17 protein-coding genes are annotated in these 18,705 nt (G+C 74.2%); 9 read left to right on the top strand and 8 right to left on the bottom strand.

What is annotated here, in order from left to right:
- The first annotated feature begins 255 nt into the window (after positions 1 to 255).
- Positions 256 to 2,136, top strand: a complete 1,881-nt coding sequence (locus CUT44_RS26355) for a glycoside hydrolase family 15 protein (protein ID WP_100204410.1) — start codon at positions 256 to 258, stop codon at positions 2,134 to 2,136.
- On the opposite strand, the gene CUT44_RS26350 is transcribed toward CUT44_RS26355, so the two are convergent.
- Together CUT44_RS26350 and CUT44_RS26345 are read right to left on the bottom strand one after the other, a co-directional pair.
- Complete coding sequence (locus CUT44_RS26350) at positions 2,102 to 3,160, bottom strand: glucose 1-dehydrogenase (RefSeq protein ID WP_100204409.1); 1,059 nt, start codon at positions 3,158 to 3,160, stop codon at positions 2,102 to 2,104. The two genes, CUT44_RS26355 and CUT44_RS26350, sit on opposite strands and share 35 nt — an antisense overlap.
- Before the next feature lie 88 nt (positions 3,161 to 3,248).
- Positions 3,249 to 4,442, bottom strand: a complete 1,194-nt coding sequence (locus CUT44_RS26345) for an MFS transporter (RefSeq protein WP_233221664.1) — start codon at positions 4,440 to 4,442, stop codon at positions 3,249 to 3,251.
- A gap of 203 nt (positions 4,443 to 4,645) precedes the next feature.
- Between CUT44_RS26345 and CUT44_RS26340 the strand changes: the two genes are divergently transcribed.
- Positions 4,646 to 4,876 carry a DUF2277 domain-containing protein gene (locus tag CUT44_RS26340; protein WP_100204407.1) on the top strand — a complete coding sequence of 77 codons (231 nt, stop codon included), beginning with the start codon at positions 4,646 to 4,648 and terminating at the stop codon, positions 4,874 to 4,876.
- A gap of 18 nt (positions 4,877 to 4,894) precedes the next feature.
- Here CUT44_RS26340 and CUT44_RS26335 read toward each other — a convergent pair whose 3' ends face one another.
- Together CUT44_RS26335 and CUT44_RS26330 are read right to left on the bottom strand one after the other, a co-directional pair.
- Complete coding sequence (locus CUT44_RS26335; RefSeq protein ID WP_233221663.1) at positions 4,895 to 7,279, bottom strand: AAA family ATPase; 2,385 nt, start codon at positions 7,277 to 7,279, stop codon at positions 4,895 to 4,897.
- Positions 7,280 to 7,465: 186 nt separating this feature from the next.
- Positions 7,466 to 7,966 (bottom strand): DinB family protein, encoded by a 501-nt coding sequence (locus CUT44_RS26330; RefSeq protein WP_100204405.1) that lies wholly within the window; start codon positions 7,964 to 7,966, stop codon positions 7,466 to 7,468.
- Between the two features lie 131 nt (positions 7,967 to 8,097).
- Between CUT44_RS26330 and CUT44_RS26325 the strand changes: the two genes are divergently transcribed.
- The gene (locus CUT44_RS26325) at positions 8,098 to 9,483 is read left to right on the top strand and encodes a glycoside hydrolase family 6 protein (RefSeq protein ID WP_100204404.1); all 1,386 of its coding nucleotides are present in this window, start codon (positions 8,098 to 8,100) and stop codon (positions 9,481 to 9,483) included.
- Positions 9,484 to 9,534: 51 nt separating this feature from the next.
- Here CUT44_RS26325 and CUT44_RS26320 read toward each other — a convergent pair whose 3' ends face one another.
- Complete coding sequence (locus CUT44_RS26320; RefSeq protein ID WP_100204403.1) at positions 9,535 to 10,365, bottom strand: ATP-grasp domain-containing protein; 831 nt, start codon at positions 10,363 to 10,365, stop codon at positions 9,535 to 9,537.
- A 223-nt stretch (positions 10,366 to 10,588) separates the two neighbouring features.
- Between CUT44_RS26320 and CUT44_RS26315 the strand changes: the two genes are divergently transcribed.
- Positions 10,589 to 10,783, top strand: a complete 195-nt coding sequence (locus tag CUT44_RS26315) for a hypothetical protein (protein WP_100204402.1) — start codon at positions 10,589 to 10,591, stop codon at positions 10,781 to 10,783.
- A gap of 159 nt (positions 10,784 to 10,942) precedes the next feature.
- Here the strand turns inward: CUT44_RS26315 and CUT44_RS26310 are convergent, their stop codons facing one another.
- The gene (locus CUT44_RS26310) at positions 10,943 to 12,559 is read right to left on the bottom strand and encodes an aminotransferase-like domain-containing protein (RefSeq protein ID WP_100204401.1); all 1,617 of its coding nucleotides are present in this window, start codon (positions 12,557 to 12,559) and stop codon (positions 10,943 to 10,945) included.
- A 107-nt stretch (positions 12,560 to 12,666) separates the two neighbouring features.
- Between CUT44_RS26310 and yczE the strand changes: the two genes are divergently transcribed.
- Positions 12,667 to 13,437, top strand: a complete 771-nt coding sequence (gene yczE / locus CUT44_RS26305) for a membrane protein YczE (RefSeq protein WP_100204485.1) — start codon at positions 12,667 to 12,669, stop codon at positions 13,435 to 13,437.
- A 36-nt stretch (positions 13,438 to 13,473) separates the two neighbouring features.
- Here the strand turns inward: yczE and CUT44_RS26300 are convergent, their stop codons facing one another.
- Entirely contained in the window at positions 13,474 to 14,607 is a 1,134-nt protein-coding gene (locus CUT44_RS26300; RefSeq protein WP_100204484.1) for an RNA-guided endonuclease InsQ/TnpB family protein, read from the bottom strand.
- Between the two features lie 126 nt (positions 14,608 to 14,733).
- Between CUT44_RS26300 and CUT44_RS26295 the strand changes: the two genes are divergently transcribed.
- The 4 genes from CUT44_RS26295 to CUT44_RS26280 all read left to right on the top strand — a co-directional run bounded on the left by CUT44_RS26295 (position 14,734) and on the right by CUT44_RS26280 (position 17,919).
- Positions 14,734 to 14,892 carry an Arc family DNA-binding protein gene (locus CUT44_RS26295; RefSeq protein WP_100204400.1) on the top strand — a complete coding sequence of 53 codons (159 nt, stop codon included), beginning with the start codon at positions 14,734 to 14,736 and terminating at the stop codon, positions 14,890 to 14,892.
- A gap of 108 nt (positions 14,893 to 15,000) precedes the next feature.
- Positions 15,001 to 15,795, top strand: a complete 795-nt coding sequence (locus tag CUT44_RS26290; protein WP_100204399.1) for a glycerophosphodiester phosphodiesterase — start codon at positions 15,001 to 15,003, stop codon at positions 15,793 to 15,795.
- Positions 15,796 to 15,879: 84 nt separating this feature from the next.
- On the top strand, positions 15,880 to 17,277 hold the full coding sequence (locus CUT44_RS26285; protein WP_408646799.1) for an MFS transporter: 1,398 nt from the start codon (positions 15,880 to 15,882) through the stop codon (positions 17,275 to 17,277).
- A gap of 264 nt (positions 17,278 to 17,541) precedes the next feature.
- Positions 17,542 to 17,919, top strand: a complete 378-nt coding sequence (locus tag CUT44_RS26280) for an RNA polymerase-binding protein RbpA (RefSeq protein ID WP_100204398.1) — start codon at positions 17,542 to 17,544, stop codon at positions 17,917 to 17,919.
- Between the two features lie 108 nt (positions 17,920 to 18,027).
- Here the strand turns inward: CUT44_RS26280 and fxsA are convergent, their stop codons facing one another.
- Positions 18,028 to 18,705, bottom strand: a complete 678-nt coding sequence (gene fxsA / locus CUT44_RS26275) for an FxsA family membrane protein (protein WP_100204397.1) — start codon at positions 18,703 to 18,705, stop codon at positions 18,028 to 18,030.

Here is an 18,705-nt window from a genome sequence, read left to right as displayed (position 1 = left end):
CGCGGGTAACCCCGGACACTTCGCAAAAACCAGCAAAGCGGACATATTTCAAATAACTCGTTCTACCGTCTAAACAGTGACAGAAGACGCGGAAGTGAGACACCTCCTCCACCCCGCGGAACGTCCGGGCCGTCCACCGTGTAGCACCGGGCTCGGGGGGTACTTTCCGGCGGTGACCGGTACGGGCCGGACCCGTACCGGTCGTTTCCGTGAGCCATTCACCCGAGGGGCCACCGGGCCCGGAAGGAGACGTCCGTGCCGCTGCGGCTCGAGGACTACGCCCTGCTCGGCGACACGCACACCGCGGCGCTGGTCGGCTACGACGGTTCGATCGACTGGCTGTGCATACCCCGGTTCGACTCCGACGCCTGCTTCGCGGCGCTGCTGGGCCGTCCCGAGCACGGCCAGTGGCTGCTCGCCCCCGGCGACCGGGCCCGGCCACTGGCGCGCCGCTACCGGGGCGACAGCCTGGTGCTGGAGACCGAGTACGCGGGCCCCGAGGGCAGGGCCCGCGTGATCGACTGCATGCCCGTCCACACCCCCACCGACGGGCCCGGCGGCAATGGGCAGCCCACGGTGATACGCATCGTCGAGGGACTTCAGGGACGGGTCCGGTTCCACTCCCGGCTGCGGCCGCGCTTCGACTACGGGCTCACCCCGCCCTGGCTGCGCCCCGAGGGTCGCAGAGTGCGCGCCTACGCCGGGCCGGACGTGCTCGTCATCGACTCCGACGCGGACCTCACCGTCCGGGACGGCGACTGCACCGCCGACTTCTCCGTCCGCGCGGGCGACCGGGTGGGCTTCCGGATGGCCTGGAGGGGGCCGCGGGACGAAGAGCCCGGCCCCTTCGGCACGGCGGAGGCGGTCGGCACCGCGGAGGACACCGAGCGGTGGTGGCAGACGTGGGCCGACCAATGCACCCACACCGGCGAGTACCGCGACGCGGTGGTGCGGTCACTGGTGACCCTCAAGGCCCTGAGCTACTCCCCCAGCGGCGGCATCGTCGCCGCCCCCACCACCTCGCTGCCCGAGCGACTGGGCGGTGTGCGCAACTGGGACTACCGCTACTGCTGGCTGCGCGACGCCACCTTCACCCTGCTGACGCTGCTGGACGCCGGATACGAGCAGGAGGCGGTCGCCTGGCGCGAGTGGCTGCTGCGCGCGCTGGCCGGGGCCCCCCGCCGCATGAACATCCTCTACGGCATCGAGGGGGAGCGCCTGCTGACCGAGGCCGAGCTGGACTGGCTGCCCGGCTACGAGCACTCCCGTCCGGTGCGCATCGGCAACGCCGCCTCCGGCCAGCTCCAGCTCGACGTCCACGGCGAGCTCATGGACGCCCTGCACCAGGCCAGGGTCCGGGGCATACCGCCGGACCAGGACGCCTGGCGGGTGCAGCAGGTGCTGATGGACTTCCTGGAGTCCCACTGGCGCGATCCCGACAACGGCATCTGGGAGATGCGCGGCCCCCGCCGCGACTTCACCCACTCCAAGGTCATGGCGTGGGTCGCCGCCGACCGGGCGGTGAAGGCGGTGGAGGAGTTCGGCCTCGACGGTCCGGCCGACCGGTGGCGGCGGCTGCGGCACGAGATCCACCGGGACGTGTGCGCGTACGGCTACGACACCGAGCGCGAGACCTTCACCCAGTACTACGGCTCCACGACGCTGGACGCGTCGCTGCTGCTCATCCCGTCCGTGGGCTTCCTGCCCGCGGACGACCCGCGGATGAAGGGCACCGTGGCCGCCGTCGAGCGGGAACTGCTGGCGGACGGCTTCGTCCAGCGCTACACGATGGGACCGCGGACCGCCGCCGTGGACGGCCTGCCCACGGGCGAGGGCGCCTTTCTGCCCTGCACCTTCTGGCTGGCCGACAACTACATCCTGCAGGGCCGCCGCCAGGAGGGCAGGGAACTGTTCGAACGGCTGCTGGCGGTACGCAACGACCTGGGGCTGCTCTCGGAGGAGTACGACACCGGCCACCGCCGGCTGATCGGCAACTTCCCCCAGGCCCTCTCCCACATCCCGCTGGTCGACACCGCGCAGAACCTCTCCTCGGAGCAGGGCCCGGCCCAGCGCCGCTCCGGCGCGGGGCGGTCCGCCGCTGTCAGCCCGCGGGCCTCAGCTCGACGACCGTCTTGACGTCGTCAGGGTGCCGCTCGAAGGCCTCCTCCCAGGACTCCAGCGGCACCCGGCGGGTGATCAGCGCGTCCAGCCAGCCGCGGTCCGCCTCGGCCAGAGCGGCGGCCGCGGCGGCGTAGTGGCGCAGGTTGGCGTTGACCGTCCCCACCACCACGGAGTTGTCCAGCACCAGATCGCGGTTGATGTACCCGGCGTCCACCTCCAGGGTGCGCCCGGCCGGCGAGAGCCCGGTCAGGCACAGCACCCCGTAGGGGCCCATGCCCGCCATGGCGCCGAAGACGACCGACGCGGCACCGGTGGCCTCGATCACCAGGTCCGGACGCACCCGCGTCATCACCTCCTCCACGTCCGCGTGGTGGTACTCGGCGCCCAGCCGCCGCACCAGTTCGGGCTTGACGCCCGACTCGGCCCGGTCCAGGACATGGACCTCCAGCCCGCGCTGCCGGCCGAGCAGCGCGGCGAGCAGACCGATCGGCCCGGCCCCTGTGACCAGTACGGAGTGCGGGGCGAACCAGGAGCGGGCGCCGATCCGCTCGATCTGGTCCCAGGCCTTGGCCACCACGGTGGCGGGCTCCAGCAGCACCCCGACATGTTCCAGAGACGGGTCCAGACGCACGGCGTAGTCGGCCTCGACCGTCCAGGAGGTCGCGGCGTAGCCGTCCAGGCCCTTGATGCCCCGCTCGGTGAAGCGCCCGTTGCGGCACATGTCGAACCAGCCGTGGGCACAGGCCCCGCACGGCACCGGGTCGGGCCGGCGGACGACCCCGACCACCAGGTCGCCCGGTACGAGGCCGCTCGCGGGCGGCGCCTGGCGCACCCGGCCCAGCGACTCGTGGCCGATGACCAGCCTCTCCCGCCCCTCCCGCGGGGTCCCGTACAGGCCCTCCACGATCTCCCGGTCGGTGCCGCAGATCCCGACGGCCAGACCGTCCACCAGCAGTTCCCCCTCCCCCGGCACGGGGTCGGGGAGGGTGTCGAGACGCAGCGAGTTCTTCTGCTCCGGGACCACGGTCAGCGCTTGCACGGCCACTCCTGTCGAGACGGGGGGATGCCGGGGGGACGGTGACTTCCGTGCACCCGGGTACCCCCGGTCCCGGGCGGACACGCGCCCGTCACCGCGCGCGGCGGTCCGCTCCTCCCCCGCCGCGGCTCCGGCCCCCGCGCCGCTCCCGGCGCCGCGCCGCCAGGAGCGGAGCCGCCGCCGGGGCCAGGGCGACGGCCAGATACGGTACGGCGGCCAGCGCCAGCAGCGGCCCCGGCGCCAGCCGCGCCGAGCCCAGGGCGTAACCGGCGAAGACCAGCACCGCCACCACCTCCGAACCGAAGCCGGCGATCGAGGTGACCGTGGCCCTGGCCCGGTCCCGGACGCGCTCCTGGAGCCGGGCGTCGGCCGTGACCATGGCCCACTGGAAGACACCGAAACCGGCGGCGACGGCCGCCATCCCCGCCGGGTGGCCGCCGGCCGCCCCGGCGGCCAGGCAGAGCGCACCGGCGGCCAGCACGGGTGCGAGGCGCCGGGCACCGTACCCGGCGCACCAGCCGCCCACCGCGGTACCGGCCTCGACCAGCAGCACCAGCAGGGGCACGGCGGTCCCGTCCACGCCGGTGGCGGCGGCGAGCAGCGGCACGTACTCGTCCAGCGCCGTGGTGCCCGTCAGCACCGCCGCCAGGAGCAGCCGGCGCCGTACGGCGGGCTCCCGCCGCACCTCGGCCAGTCCGGCGCGCAGCACGGCGCGGAACGCCCCGCCGCCCTCCTGTTCACCGTCCTCCTCCCCGCCCTCCCCGCCGTGCCCGGCTTTCCCGGAGTCCGCGCCGTGCTCCTGCCGGGGGCCGCGGGACTCCGGAAGCGCCCATCCGGCACCGGCGGCCAGCAGGCACCCGGCCACGCTCGCGGCTCCCAGCGCCCCGTAGCCGCCCACCGCCAGCACGGGCGCGGCCAGCGCGGTCGCCAGCGCCACCGCCGTGGTGCGCAGCGCCTGCGCGCGGCCCATCAGCCGGGCGTAGTCACCGGCCGCGCCGCGGCGCGTCAGCTCCTCGTGGACGAGCGCCTCCAGGGCGCCCGAGGCCAGCGCGGTACCGGTGCCCCAGAGCACGAAGCCCGCGGCGAACGACGGGTAGCAGGGCAGCGCCGTCCACAGGGCGAAGCCCGCGGCGGTCGGCAGGGAGGACAGCGCCACCAGCCACCGGCGGGAGAAGACGTCCGCCCACACGCCCGAGGGCACCTCGAGGGCGAACGAGGTCACCGACCAGATGACGAACAGCGAGGAGATCTCCGCGCCGGACAGCCCGGTGTCGGCGAACAGCACCGCGTAGAGCGGGTACAGCAGGACGAACTCGTCCAGGAAGGCGTGCGCGTACAGCCTGCGTGCCAGTGATCTGCGCGCGGGATCGCGCCGGGAGCGGGAGGTGGGTCAATGTCGTCGGGCCATACCGGCAGCGTACGGCCGCGGCCCGCGGCGCACCACGGATTTCCGTTCCGCGCCCGGCGGAACCGCGACAGACTGGGGGCATGTGCCGAAGCATCAGGACACTCCGACCGCCCATGACCCCCGAGGTGACCGACGAGGACGTCCGGGCCGCGGCCCTGCAGTACGTCCGCAAGGTCTCGGGGTTCCGCGCTCCCGCCGCCCACAACCGCGCCGCGTTCGAGGAGGCCGTCGACGCGGTCGCCGAGGCGACCCGGCGGCTGCTGGACGGGCTGGAGGTACGCGGCCGGGGCGCCGCGCGGACGGACACCTGAGCGGGCCCCGGACCGCCGTCACTCCCGGGGGCGCAGCCGGGCGAGCGGGGGCGGCAGCTCACCGGTGTGCACCACGCCCAGCCGCCGGGTGGCGCGGGTGAGGGCGACGTAGAGGTCGCCCGGGCCGCGCGGCGAGTCGGCCAGGATCCGTTCCGGCTCGACGACCAGGACCGAGTCGAACTCCAGCCCCTTCGCCGCGGGGACGTCGAGCACCGCCACCGTGCTCTCCAGCCGTACGTCCGGGCCGGTCTCCGCCCCCGGGACGGCCGACGCGACCGCCCGCCCCAGCCGGGCCAGCCGCGCGGTGGGCACGATCACCCCCAGCCGCCCCTCCCCCACCGCGGCCGCCTCCTCCGCCACCAGGGCGGCCAGCGCGGCGGACAGCTCGCCGGGCGGCACACGCAGCCGCCACGGCCGGGTCCCGGTGGACCGCACCGGGCGCGGCGCCTCGAACACCGCGCCGTGTGCGGCGGACACCTCGGCGGCGATCTCCGCGATCTCGGCGGGGGTCCGGTAGTTGACCTCCAGCCGCTCCAGCCGCCACCGGTTCCCCAGCCACGGGGCGAGCGCCTCCTCCCAGGAGGCGGCCCCGGCCGCGGCGCCGGTCTGGTCGATGTCCCCGACCAGGGTCATCGACCGGCTCGGGCAGCGCCGCGCCAGCAGCCGCCAGTCCATCGCGGACAGCTCCTGCGCCTCGTCCACCACGATGTGCCCGAAGGCCCAGGTGCGGTCGGCCGCCGCGCGCTCGGCGGGGGTGCGGCCGTCCGCCTCGTCCTGGCGCTCGGCCAGCCGCTCGGCGTCCAGCAGGTCGTGGACGGTGAGGATTTCCGCCTCCTCGCCCTCCTCCAGGTCGGTGGAGCGGGAACCGTGGGCGATGTCCAGCGCCTCCTGGGCGAGGGCGGTACGCGTGCGGCGCTCGGCCTCGGCCGCGGCGCGGGACGCCCGGTCGTCCTCCCCCAGCAGTTCGGCCGCCTCGTCCAGCAGGGGGACGTCCGACGGGGTCCACCGGCTTCCGGGCGCGCGCAGCAGCAGCGCGCGCTCGGCGGGGGTGAGGCCGGGGGCGGCGGACGCCAGCCGCCCGGGCGAGGCGTACAGCTCGGCCAGCAGCCGCGGCGGGGTGAGGTACGGCCACAGCGCGTCGACCGCCGCGCGCACCCCGGGGTCGGCCCGCAGCTCCCGGCGGATGTCCTCGGCGCCGTCCACGCCGAGCAATCCGTCGGACGCCTCGGCGAGCGGCTCGCCGGAGGGGTTCTCCCGGGCCTCCAGCTCCTCCAGCAGCCTCATCGCCTCGGCGGGCACCCCGTCGAGCACGTCCTGCTCGACCAGCTCGGCGGCCCGCCGGGCGAGGGCGTCCAGGACGAGCCGGACGAACACCGGGCGGGCCCGGTTGTGCGGCAGCCCCGTGGCACGGGCCCGGTCCCGGGCTGCCGCCAGGTCCCCGGGGCCGAGCCGGACGCTCCGGCCGCCCCAGTCGGCCTCCAGCCCGTCCTCCGGGATCCGCTGCCGGTCGCGCACGGCGGCGGCCACCACCTCCGCCATGACCGCCCGGCCCTTGACCTCGGCGGCCCCGGGCGGTTCGGCGCCGTCCGCGGTGATCCCGGGGTACAGCTCGCCGACGGTCGCCGGCAGGACGCTGGTCTCGCCCAGGGAGGGCAGCACCTCGCCGACGTACCGCAGGAAGACCGGACTGGGGCCGACCACCAGCACCACGCTCCTGGCCAGCCGCTCCCGGTGGGTGTAGAGAAGATAGGCGGCCCGGTGCAGGGCCACGGCGGTCTTCCCGGTGCCGGGACCGCCCTGCACGACCAGCACACCGGCGTGCGGGGCGCGGATGACCCGGTCCTGCTCGGCCTGGATGGTCCGCACGATGTCGCCCATCCGGCCGGTCCGGTCGGCGTCCAGGGCGGCCAGCAGCGCGGCCTCACCCGTCAGCCCCGCCGGTCCCGGCGCCCCGGCCTCGCCGGCCGCGTCCGGGCCGAGCAGCTCGTCCTGGAGTCCGGTCACCCGCCGGCCGCCGGTACGGATGTGCCTGCGCCGCCGCACACCCTCCGGAGTGAATCCGGTGGCGGTGTAGAAAGGCCGTGCGGCGGGTGCCCGCCAGTCGACCAGCAGCGGTTCCAGGTCGGCGTCGGCCGTTTTCCCGTCCGCCCCGCCGAGGATTCCGATGCGTCCGATGTAGCGGCGCACACCGTCGCACATGTCGAGGCGCCCGAAGCACAGGCCGTGCTCCGCGGCGTTCAGGCGGCCGATCCGCTCCTGGGCGCGCGCGGCGGCGGACTCCCGCTCCAGCAGGGCCTGTTGACCCCTGCCGACCTGGGCGAGCGCCTGCGCGAACCGTTCCTCCTCCTGGGCCCGGAGTTCGTCCAGCCGACGGTACAGAAGGCTGAGACGACGCTGTTCCACCTCGATTTCCCGCCTTGACACAGCGGATCCCCATTCACTAGAATTAGATTTGTGCGCCAGTTGTGCACAAATCCAGAAAAAGCATGAACTGGCGAATATAGCGAACGACGGGAACGGTCATCAAGTGCCGTCGGTGAACTATCCCGAATTCCCCGTTTTCCCTTTCCGCGTTTCTCCGGCTGCCCGCTACCGCCCTGTCGAGCCGTCGATCCGCTCGCGCAGGATGTCGGCGTGACCCGCGTGCCGGGCGGTCTCCTCGATCATGTGCACCAGGATCCAGCGCAGCGTCGGCGCCGGAGTCTCGCGCAGCGACCGGGCCCCCGGGCGGTCCAGCCGGTCACAGGCCGCGACGATCCGGTTCGAGCGGTCGGCCGCCGCCCGGTAGGCGGCCAGCAGTCCGTCCGCCGTCTCGCCGGGTGCGGGCGGTGCGCCGTCGTCCAGCGGTTCGTCCCCCTCACCCGCGAACGCCCAGCCGAACCAGTTGTGCTCGACCGCCGTCAGATGCTTCACCAGGCCCAGGAGGCTGGTGCCGGAGGGCACGCCCGGAGCACGGGCCGCCTCCCCGGGCACTCCGGTCGCCTTGGCGGCTACGGCCTCCCGCAGGTAGCCGAGAAAGGCCAGCAGGGTCTCCCGCTCGGCGGCGTCGATCCCGGGCGGCCGCACGTCACCGCGCCACGTGTCCGTCATGTCCGTCCTCCGAAGAACACCGCCCCGGCGGGCGGCTGCGCCGCTTCACTCCGGGCTGGTTCACGACTACTTTCACGGGAGCGCTCCCAGAGCCTTTCCCCGCCCGGTCATCCATGTGAGGAGCCGCGAGCATGCCACAGCCTCCGTCACCCCCGCTTCCCCGGCGGCGTACGACCCGTGTCACGTCCCGCTCGCTGACCGCCGCCCTGGCCGCCGTCCTGACCTCCGTCCTGGCCCTGGGTGCGGCGGCACCGGCCGGTGCCGCCGCACCCACCGGGAAAGCCGGCAATCCGTACGCCGGCGCCCGGGGCTATGTGGACCCCGAGTGGTCCGCCCGTGCCGCCGCCGAACCGGGCGGCGCGGCCGTCGCCGGTCAGCCCACCGCGGTCTGGCTCGACGAGATCGCCGATGTCGGGGGCCGGGGCGACGCCATGGGCCTGCGCGACCACCTCGACGCCGCCCTCGCGCAGAACGCCGACCTCGTCCAGCTCGTCCTGTACGACCTGCCCGGCCGCGACTGCGAGCGGGAGAATCCCAGCGGCGAGCTGGGCCCCGCCGAACTCGACCGCTACAAGAGGGAGTTCGTCGATCCCATCGCCGACGTCCTCGCCGACCCCGACTACGCGGACCTGCGGATCGCCGCCGTCGTCGAACCCAACTCGCTGCCCCGGCTGGTCACCAACACCGGCAGCGCCTGGAACGCCACCTTCGCCTGCGAGGCGGTCATGGAGAACGGCGCCTACGTCCAGGGGGTGGGCCACGCCCTGGCCGAGCTGGGCGCCCTGCCGAACGTCCACCCCTACCTGGACATCAGTCATCACGGACTGCTGGGCTGGGAGGAGAACCGCGACGCGGCCGCCCGGCTGCTGTACGAGACCGCGGCGCGCGCGGACGCCGTGGACCTGGTGCGCGGCGTCACCACCAACGTGGCGAACTACTCGGTGCCGCACGAGGAGCACTTCGACGCCGACGACACGGTCCACGGGGTTCACGTCCGCCAGAGTCACTGGGTCGACTGGAACCCCCACGTCGACGAGGTGCCCTACGCACTCGCCTTCCGCGACGAGCTGATCCGCCTGGGCTTCGACCGGGACCTGGGCGTGGTGGTCGACACCTCCCGCAACGGCTGGGGCGGTCCCGGCCGGCCCGCCGGTCCCGGTCCGGAGAACGGCAGCGTCGACGACTACGTCGACGGCAGCCGCCTCGACCGCCGGATCTCCCCGGGCAACTGGTGCAACCAGGACGGCGCCGGTCTGGGCGAGCGCCCGGCCGCCGATCCCGAGCCCGGCATCGACGCCTACGCCTGGATCAAGAACCCGGGGATCTCCGACGGCGCGGGCGAGCCGAGCCCCGTCGAGGTCCGGCCGCACCAGCCGATGTGCGACCCCGCGTACGGGGGACCGCCGCGCGGCAGCTCCACGCCCTCCGGCGCCGTGCCCGGCGCGCCGGCCGCCGGCGAGTGGTTCCCGGCCTACTTCCGCATGCTGCTGGCCAACGCCTGGCCGCCGCTGCCCTGAGGCGCCGGGACACCTCGGCCGCCGCCCGGCCGCACACGGCCGGGCGGCGGCTCAGGCCACAAGCGCGCGCAACGACGCGGTCAGCGCGGCGGCGAAGGCCTCGCGCGTACCGGCGTCCACCCGGTCCAGCGACAGATACGGGTTGAGGTCCTCCAGCTCCACCAGCAGCAGTTCCCCGCCGGCGGTGCGGCAGGCGTCCACCCGCTGGATGCCGTGCCCGATGGCGTTCCACGCCACGAAGCGCCGGGCGAAGGCGAGATCGGCCGCCGTGGGGTGGTACGGCTCCAGCTCCCAGCGCCGGCCGGGGTCGGGGGCGTACAGGGCGTACTGGAAGTCCCGGTCGACGAAGTAGAAGGAGACCTCGTGGCGGAAGTCGATCCTCGGCTGGACCAGCAGACCGCCGTCCAGGTCGAGGGCGAGTTCCGCCAGCCGGCCCGCGGGGACGACCCGCATCCCGATGGAGTCCGCGCCGAACTCCGGCTTGACGACGTACTCGGCGGCCGGCGGGAGACGGTCGAGGTCATCGCGGCGGTCGACGGTCGGGATGACCGCCTCGCCCGCCGCGCTCAGTTCGGCCAGGTACCGCTTGCCCGCCATGTCGGCCCGGCCGGTCAGCTCGTTGAAGACCCGGGTGCCGCGCTCCAGGGCGCGGGCGCGGAAGGCGTCCCAGGCCTCCCGGTGGTGCAGGACGGGGCCGCTGTTGCGCACCACGACCGCGTCGAAGCCGTCCATCAGGGCCACCGCGTCGCGCGGATGGCACAGCGCGATGTGGAAGTCCGCGCGGAGCCGGGCGGTGAGACCGACGTCCTCGTCGCCGTAGCGGCGGCCCCTGGCCTCGTAGGCGAGATCGGTGACATACAGCAGCGCGGGCTGGCGGGGCATGGGCGACTCCTCGCGGCGGTCCGGCGTCTCGGCCTGTCGGCTCGAACCTACCGATTCGCGGACGGTGCCCGTCGGCCGACACCGCGCAGGGCGAGATGCCCGGCTCCTCCGGAAAATCGACGAATATACGATGAATCACCCTTTCGCCGCTTTCCGCTTACTGGACACTCTGTGAAGCTTGAGGCACACGCGGTGACAACCCCCTCGTCACACAGGAGTCCCCATGGTGCTGTCGATCTCCGGTGTCCTGCTGCTCGGAGTGATCGTCTTCCTGTTCTTCCGCAAGGACAACCTCAAGGTCTCCCACGCCGTGGTGTGCGCGCTGTTCGGGTTCTACCTCTCGGGGTCGACGATCGCCCCCGGTATCCGGGCGGGCGGCGAGACCCTCGCCGGCCTCATCGGCGGGTTCAGCTTCTAGGTGCCGCTGCCGGGTGCCGCGCCGGCCGGAGTCCACCCCGTTCGCCGCCCCGGATCCGTACGACGAGCGGACGGCCCCCGGCCGGGACCGGCGGATGCGAGGGGCCGGCGGGCGGCTGCCCGCCGGCCGGGGCGCCACCGGGCGGCCCCCGCCCGGGCCTCAGGCCACGAAGGTCCGCGGGGCGTCGGCCCCGGCGCTCCGGCCGGCGGCGACCAGCCGCGCGGCGGCGGCCAGCCGCACCGCGGCCTCGTCGGCGACCGGCCCGGAGACGGTGAACGGCAGCCGCACGTATCCCTCGAAGGCACCGTCCACCCCGAAGCGCGGCCCGGAGGGCACCCGTACGCCCACCCGTTCCCCCGCCTCGGCGATCCGCGAGCCGGACAGCCCGCCGGTACGCACCCACAGGGTGAGGCCGCCGTGCGGAACGGTGAACTCCCAGTCGGGCAGCTCCCGCCGCACTGCCGCGACCAGCGAGTCCCGGTTCTCCCGGGCCCGCTCGCGGCGGACGGCCAGGGCCCGGTCCCAGCCGTTCCCCCAGCCGTCCCCCCCGACATCCGCAGCGCCGTCCGGACCGCTGCCCGGACCGCCGGCCGGGCCCGCCTCCGGGCCGCCGTCCGCCAGCATCCAGGCCACGGCGAGCTGCTCCAGCACGGGGCTGCCCAGATCGCCGTACGCGCGGGCGGCGACCAGGCTGCGAATGGTCTCGGGGGCCGCGCGGACCCAGCCGATGCGCAGTCCGGCCCAGATGGACTTGCTGGCCGAGCCGACGGTGACGACGGCCGAGCCGCCGGGATCGAAGGCCGCGACCGGGCGGGGCGCCCGGCCGCCGGGCAGCGGGTCGAGGTCGAGACCGGACATGGTCTCGTCCGCCACCAGCACGGTGCCCGCGGCACGGGCGGCGGCGACCAGCTCCCGGCGCTGCTCCTCGTCCGCCTGGGCGCCGGTGGGGTTGTGGTAGTCGGCGATGACGTAGGCCATCCGGGGCGCGGCGTCGCGCAGCACCCGCCGCCAGGCGGGCAGGTCCCAGCCGGACAGCCCCTCGCCCATCGCCACCGGCACCAGCCGGGCGCCCGCCTCACGCAGCAGTTGCAGGACGTTGGCGTACGAGGGGTGCTCGACGGCGACGCGTTCGCCGCGCGGGGCGAACAGGCCGCGCAGGGCGGCCACCGCGCCCATCGCCCCGGTGGTGATCATGATCTGCTCGGGCATGGTCGCCACACCGCGGGCGGTGTAGCGGTCGGCCACGGCCCGGCGCAGCACGGGCAGTCCCGCCGGGTAGTCACCGTGGGTGTGGGCATAGGGGGGCAGCTCGGCCAGCGCGCCCCGGAAGGCCCGGGTGACCCAGGGCTCGGGGGCCGGCAGGGCCGCCCAGCCCAGGTCGATCACCGTTCCGGCGGCCTCGGGCGGCAGGGGCTCCAGTCCTCCCGACGGCAGGGGGTTGCCGGCCGGCAGCGCCGTCCAGCTGCCCGCTCCGCGCCGGGAGGCGAGGAACCCGTCGGCGCGCAGCGCCTCGTAGGCGGCGGCCACGGTGGTGCGGCTGACGGCGAGCGCGGCGGCCAGCTCGCGTTCGGCGGGCAGCCGGGCGGCGACGGGGACGCGGCCCTCCAGCACCAGCAGGCGCACGCCGTCGGCCAGCGCCCGGTAGGCGGGCAGCCGGCGGCCGCCCGGACCGGGTGCGGGCCCGGACGCGAGGGCGGCGGCGTGCCCGGCGGTGCGCTGGGAGGCCAGGAGGCGGGCGAGCTGCTGTGCCCCCACCACCGAAGTCCACTGAGCCATTTGTCAGGTCCACCTTCTTCTGATTGGCCGTGGCCGCGGGCCACTCACGGGCCACAGGGTGGCACGTACCGGTCCACCGCGCCAGAAAGGAAGGATCGTTGTCCGTCTTGAGAGGTTCATCCGGAGGCTCCTCCGGCCGTCTGGTCCGCCGTGTGCTCCAGCTCTCCTTCGGGCTGGTGCTCTACGGCGTGAGCCTGGCCCTGATGGTGCGGGCCGGACTCGGTCTCGGTCCGTGGGACGTCTTCCACCAGGGCGTGGCGGAGCACACCGGGCTGTCGATCGGCACCGTGGTGATCATCACGGGCGCGGCGGTGCTGCTGCTGTGGATACCGCTGCGGGAGCGGCCGGGGCCGGGCACCGTCGCCAACGTGTTCGTGGTCGGGCTCGCCATGGACGGCGCCCTCGCCCTGCTGCCGGAGCCGCGCGCCATGGCGGTGCGGGTGCCGCTGCTGGCCGTCGCGGTCGTCCTGAACGGGGTGGCGACCGGCCTGTACATCGCGGCGCGCTTCGGGCCGGGACCGCGCGACGGCCTGATGACCGGGCTGCACCGGGTCACCGGGCGGTCGGTCCGGCTGGTGCGGACGGGCATCGAGGTGGTGATGCTGGTCACCGGTTTCCTGCTGGGCGGCACGGCGGGCGCGGGCACGGTGGTCTACGCCCTGGCCATCGGACCGCTGGCGCAGCTCTTCCTGCGTCTCTTTGCCGTCCCCGTGCCCGAGGTCCCGCTCCCGGAGTCCCCCGAGTCCCCCGAGTCCTCCGAGTCCTCCGAGTCCTCCGGGCCACCCGGCACCGGACCGGCGGCCGAGGCCGGCACGGGCACCGGCGCCCCGGACCGCCCCGGGGAGTGCCGTGACGGGCAGGCGATACTGCGTCCTTGACATCCTCCCCTCCCTGAAGGGGAGGGGATTCCTGGCTCAGGCTGCCTCCGGGAGCAGCGCTCCCGGAGGTCTTGTGCCTTCGGCACCAGCCGGGGTGAGACCGGCCCGGACCAGCATCACACGCGCGGAGTTCTTGTCCCGGGGGGAGACGGCTGTGCACGCGGTGCAGGTGTAGGTACGTTCCGACAGAGGAAGTGCGTGCCTGGTTCTCGCTCCGCACGACGCGCAGTCCATGGTGGTGTGCGCGGGGTGCACCAGACGCACATCGCGTCCGTGCTTGCGGCCCATCTCGATCAGAGCCGTCTTCGTGGCTCCGATCGCCGCGTCAGCGGCTTTGCGGGCCATGGTGGTCCTGGCGAGGAACTTCGGCCGGAAGTCCTCGACGGCGATGGCGTCGTGGTCGGTCACCACGGACTTGGCCCACTTGCGGGCGGTGTCCTGCCGCTGGCGGGCGACCTTCTTGTGCAGCTTCGCCGCCTGTGCCCGTGCCTGCCGGTAGCCCTGGGACGCGGCCTGCCCGCGTGCGGGCTTACGGCGGGCCGTCATCCGCTGGTAGCGGGCGAGACGCTGGGCGGCGTTCTTCCCGTGCTGGGCGTGCGGCAGGTCATAGGTGTCGGACGTGGTGGTGGCGGTCTCACGCACGCCCCAGTCCACACCCAGCACTCGCCCCGTGCCGGGCAGCGGCCGGGTCTCGGTGATGACGACGAAGGAGGCGTACCAGTGCCCCAGGCTGTCCTGGTACACGCGCACGCTGGAGGGGGCCGAGGGCAGCTCACGGGGCCACACGACGGTCAGGACGATCCCGCCCGCGACGTGCAGGCGGCCGTCCTTCAGACGGAATCCGCGCCGCGTGTAGTTCAGGCTGAGCAGCGCGTCCCGCCTGCGCTTGATCCGGGGCATCCCGGCGCGCTGCCGCATCGGCAGTCCGGCCTTGATGTCCTTCAGCGCTTTGGCGCGGGAGGTGGCGAAGTCCCGGACGGTCTGCTGCTGCGGCACCGAGGCGCCCTCACGCAGCCAGCCCATGGCGTTGCGGGCCCCGGTCAGCATCCTGTCGAGCTGCGCCGGGCCGCACGTCACCTTGTCGGCGGCGTTCCGGTTCGCGGCGTGGACCTTGCGGGACATGGCCACGCACTCGTTCCAGATCCACCGGCAGCGCGCCCACTCGGCCATCAGGCCCGCACGGGCGGTCGACGACACGCGCAGCCGGTAGGTGTACCGGGCGTGCCCGGCCTCCTGCCGCGCCCATAGTGTCAACCTACCACTGTCTTCCCGTTGGAAGACCACTACTCTGACGCCATGGACGAAGAGAAGCGCATCACGCTCCGCCTGCCCGCCGACCTCCACGAGTGGCTGGCCGCTCAGGCCAGGTCCGCCCGCAGATCCCTCAACTCCGAGATCGTCTACCGGCTGGAGGTCGAGCGCGCCGCCGAGGCGGCAGACGCTGAATCGCCCTGACGGCGACTCGGCTTTCCCTGCCCTGCCCCGCAGGAGCCCGATTCTCCCCCGCCAGCGGGAGGTACCCCCACCCCGGCCCGAAGGCCGGGGCATCCTCGGAGAAACCCGGTGACCTCTTCCGTCCCGCCCCGTCCGCGCCCCGCCCACCCCTTCTTCGACCACCCCGCCCCGCTGGCCTTCGCCCACCGGGGCGGGGCCGCCGAGGGAGCGGCGGGCCCGGAGAACACCCATGCCGCCTTCGCCCGGGCGGTGGAACTGGGCTACCGCTATCTGGAGACCGATGTGCACCGCACCGCGGACGGTCACCTGGTCGCCTTCCACGACGCCACCCTGGACCGGGTGACGGACGGCAGCGGCCCGATCGCCGCGCTGCCGTGGGCTCAGGTGCGCCGGGCCCGGGTGGGCGGCAGCGAGCCGGTGCCGCTCTTCGTCGACCTGCTGCGCGCCTTCCCCCGCGCCCGCTGGAACATCGACGTCAAGACGGACACCGCGCTGGCCCCGCTGCTGGAGGTGCTGGACGGCGCGGACGCCTGGGACCGGGTGTGCGTGGGCGCCTTCTCCGAGCCGCGGGTGGCCCGGGCCCGAGCACTGGCCGGACCGCGGCTGGCCACCTCGCTGGGCACCCGCGGGGTGCTCGGCCTGCGGCTGCGCTCGTACCGCCTGCCCGGCGCGGTGCGCCGCGGCGCGCTGTGTGCCCAGGTCCCGGTGCGGCACGGCGGGATACGGGTGGTGGACCGGGCGTTCGTGCGCCATGCCCACGCCAGAGGCATGCAGGTACACGTGTGGACGGTCAACGACCCGGACCGGATGCGGGCGCTGCTGGAGCTGGGGGTGGATGGCATCATGACCGATCACATCGAGACACTGCGCACGGTGCTGGCCGAGCGGGGGGCCTGGGTCTGAGGGCAGTCGGCGGCCGTGCCGGTGCCCTCGGGCCCGGGCCCCTCCCCTCCCTCCGGCCGTGCGAGGAACACCGAGGGGGCGCGGGTGGGCACCGAGACCGTGGCGGGAACCGGGGACGACGGGGGCGCCGGCCCTCTCGCGGACGCCGCCGAACGCCGCCGCGAGCAGCGTGGCTGGTACTTCTACGACTGGGCGATCTCGGTCTTCTCCACCAGCGTGCTCACCGTCTTCCTCGGCCCCTATCTGACCGAGGTCGCCGAGGCCGCCGCGGGCCCCGGAGGCTATGTCCACCCGCTGGGCATACCGGTGCGGGCCGGGTCGTACTTCGCCTACGCCGTCTCCCTGTCGGTACTGCTGTCGGTGCTGGTGATGCCGCTGGCCGGGGCGATCGCGGACCGGTCGGGCCGCAAGAAGCCGATCATGGGCGTGTTCGCCTACCTGGGGGCGGCGGCCACCACGGGGATGTTCTTCCTGGACGGCGACCGCTATCTGCTGGGCGGGGCGCTGCTGGTGGTGGCGAACGTCTCCTACGCCACGGCCGTGGTGGTCTACCACTCCTTCCTGCCGCAGATCGCCTCCCCCGAGGAGCGGGACGCGGTCTCCTCCCGGGGCTGGGCCTTCGGCTACGCGGCGGGGGCGCTGGTCCTGGTGGCCGATCTGGCGCTGTTCCTGGGCCACGAGTCGCTGGGGGTGAGCGAGGGCACGGCGGTGCGGATCTGCCTGGCCTCCGCCGGGCTGTGGTGGGCTGTCTTCGCGATCGTCCCGCTGCGGCGGCTGCGCGAGCGGCCGGGCACGGCGCACGGCGCGGCGGGCGGGACGGCCGGCGCGGCGTGGTCCTTCCGGGGCGGCGGACGGCAGTTGGCGGCCACCCTGCGCGATCTGCGGCGGTATCCGCTGACCCTGCTCTTCCTGCTGGCCTATCTGCTCTACAACGACGGTGTGCAGACGGTGATCACCCAGGCCTCGGTGTACGGCTCGAAGGAACTGGGCATGGACCAGACCTCGCTGATCGGCGCGATCCTGCTGGTGCAGGTCCTGGCGATCGCCGGGGCGCTGCTGCTGGGACGGCTGGCCGCGCGGCACGGCGCCAAGCGCACGATCCTGGGCTCGCTGGTGGCCTGGACGGCGACCGTGGCGGCCGGATATGTGCTTCCCGCCGGGGCTCCGGTGTGGTTCTTCGTGCTGGCCGCGGCGATCGGACTGGTACTGGGCGGCACCCAGGCGCTGTCGCGGTCCCTGTTCGCGCAGTTGGTGCCGCCCGGCAAGGAGGCGGAGTACTTCTCCCTGTACGAGGTGAGCGACCGCGGGACGAGCTGGCTGGGGCCGCTGGTGTTCGGGCTGACCTACCAGCTCACCGGGAGCTACCGGGACGCGATCGTCTCGCTGGTGATCTTCTTCCTGCTGGGTTTCGTTCTGCTGTGGCGGGTACCGGTGGGGAAGGCGATGGCGGCGGTGAGCGCCACGGCACCGGATCGGATTTAGCCATCGGGCGAAGGACGGGTAGTGTACGCGTTCGGCTCGCCGGATGGGCCGTTACTGCACGAAGAGGACAAGAGAACGTCACATTGCGCCCCTTGGCGGATGTGACAAAGCAGGCAGCGGCGGGTACCGCATATTCGACGAGGCAGCGGCACGACGGACGACGCATGTCCCGGATCGGGAATCTTCACCGCCGACCGGACGTTGACCGGATGACGACGACAGCGACACCTGTCCTGTGGGCGACAAGCCCGGGAGGCACGATTCATGAGTGAGCGAGCTCTTCGCGGCACGCGACTCGTGGTGACCAGCTACGAGACCGACCGCGGTATCGACCTGGCTCCGCGCCAGGCCGTGGAGTACGCATGCCAGAACGGTCATCGGTTCGAGATGCCGTTCTCGGTCGAGGCCGAGGTTCCGCCGGAGTGGGAGTGCAAGGTCTGCGGCGCCCAGGCGCTCCTGGTGAACGGCGAGGGGCCCGAGGAGAAGAAGAGCAAGCCCGCGCGTACGCACTGGGACATGCTCATGGAGCGGCGTACCCGCGAGGAGCTGGAGGAGGTGCTGGCCGAGCGGCTGGCCGTCCTGCGCTCCGGCACCATGAACATCGCCGTGCACCCGCGGGACAGCAAGCGGAAGTCCGCCTGACGGCGGGCGCCGCACGACGGCGCGGGAGAGCGGATACGAGGGCCCGGCCACCGGAAGGGTGGCCGGGCCCTCGTCCGTGTCCGGCCGGGGGTCCCCGGGCGGTGGCCGCTAGCGGGTGCCGGCCCGCCCGTCGCCGTTCCGGCCGCCGTCGCCGTCTCCCCGGCCACCGTCGTCCTCGCGGACGACCTCGCCCTGGACGATCTTGCCGTCGGGCCGGTGGATGCGGAACTGCCGCTCGGCGTCGCGGGCCTGCCGGAGGGTGTCGCCGAGCGGGCCGGGTCCGGCACCGGGGGGCGCGGTACGGCCCAGGCGGCGCTCCAGCCGGCCCTCCAGCGTCCGGCGCAGCAGTCCGGCCGTCGGCGGGAAGAGGCACAGCAGCCCCGCCGCGTCGGAGAGCGGGCCGGGCAGCATCAGCAGCAGCCCACCGAGCATGGCCAGTCCGTTGCCGCCGCGCGGCCGGTCGGCGGGCGCCCGGCGAGGGCGCGCCCCGGCGTCCGGCTGGAGGCTCTCGACGGTCTCGACCAGGCCCTGCCAGGCCCGGCGCCCCGCGCGCTTGACGGCCGCGGCGCCCAGCACGGCCCCCGCGACGAGGACGGCGAGCACCACCAGCCCGCTCGTGGCGTCGGCGAGCAGGGTCAGCAGCCAGATCTCCAGGGCCGCGAAGGCCACCAGGCCCAGCGGCACCAGGCTCCGGCGGCGCCGGGGCGGCGGGGTGCCGTCGGCCGTCGGCCCGGTGCGGGGCCGCTGCGGTGGGGGCTCGTACGGGTACGGTGCGCCGGTCGTCAT

The organism is Streptomyces carminius, from assembly GCF_002794255.1.
In the GTDB taxonomy this organism is placed as follows: Bacteria; Actinomycetota; Actinomycetes; order Streptomycetales; family Streptomycetaceae; genus Streptomyces; species Streptomyces carminius.
Note: the sequence above shows the minus strand (reverse complement) of the source record. Positions and strands in the feature narration are given on the sequence as shown.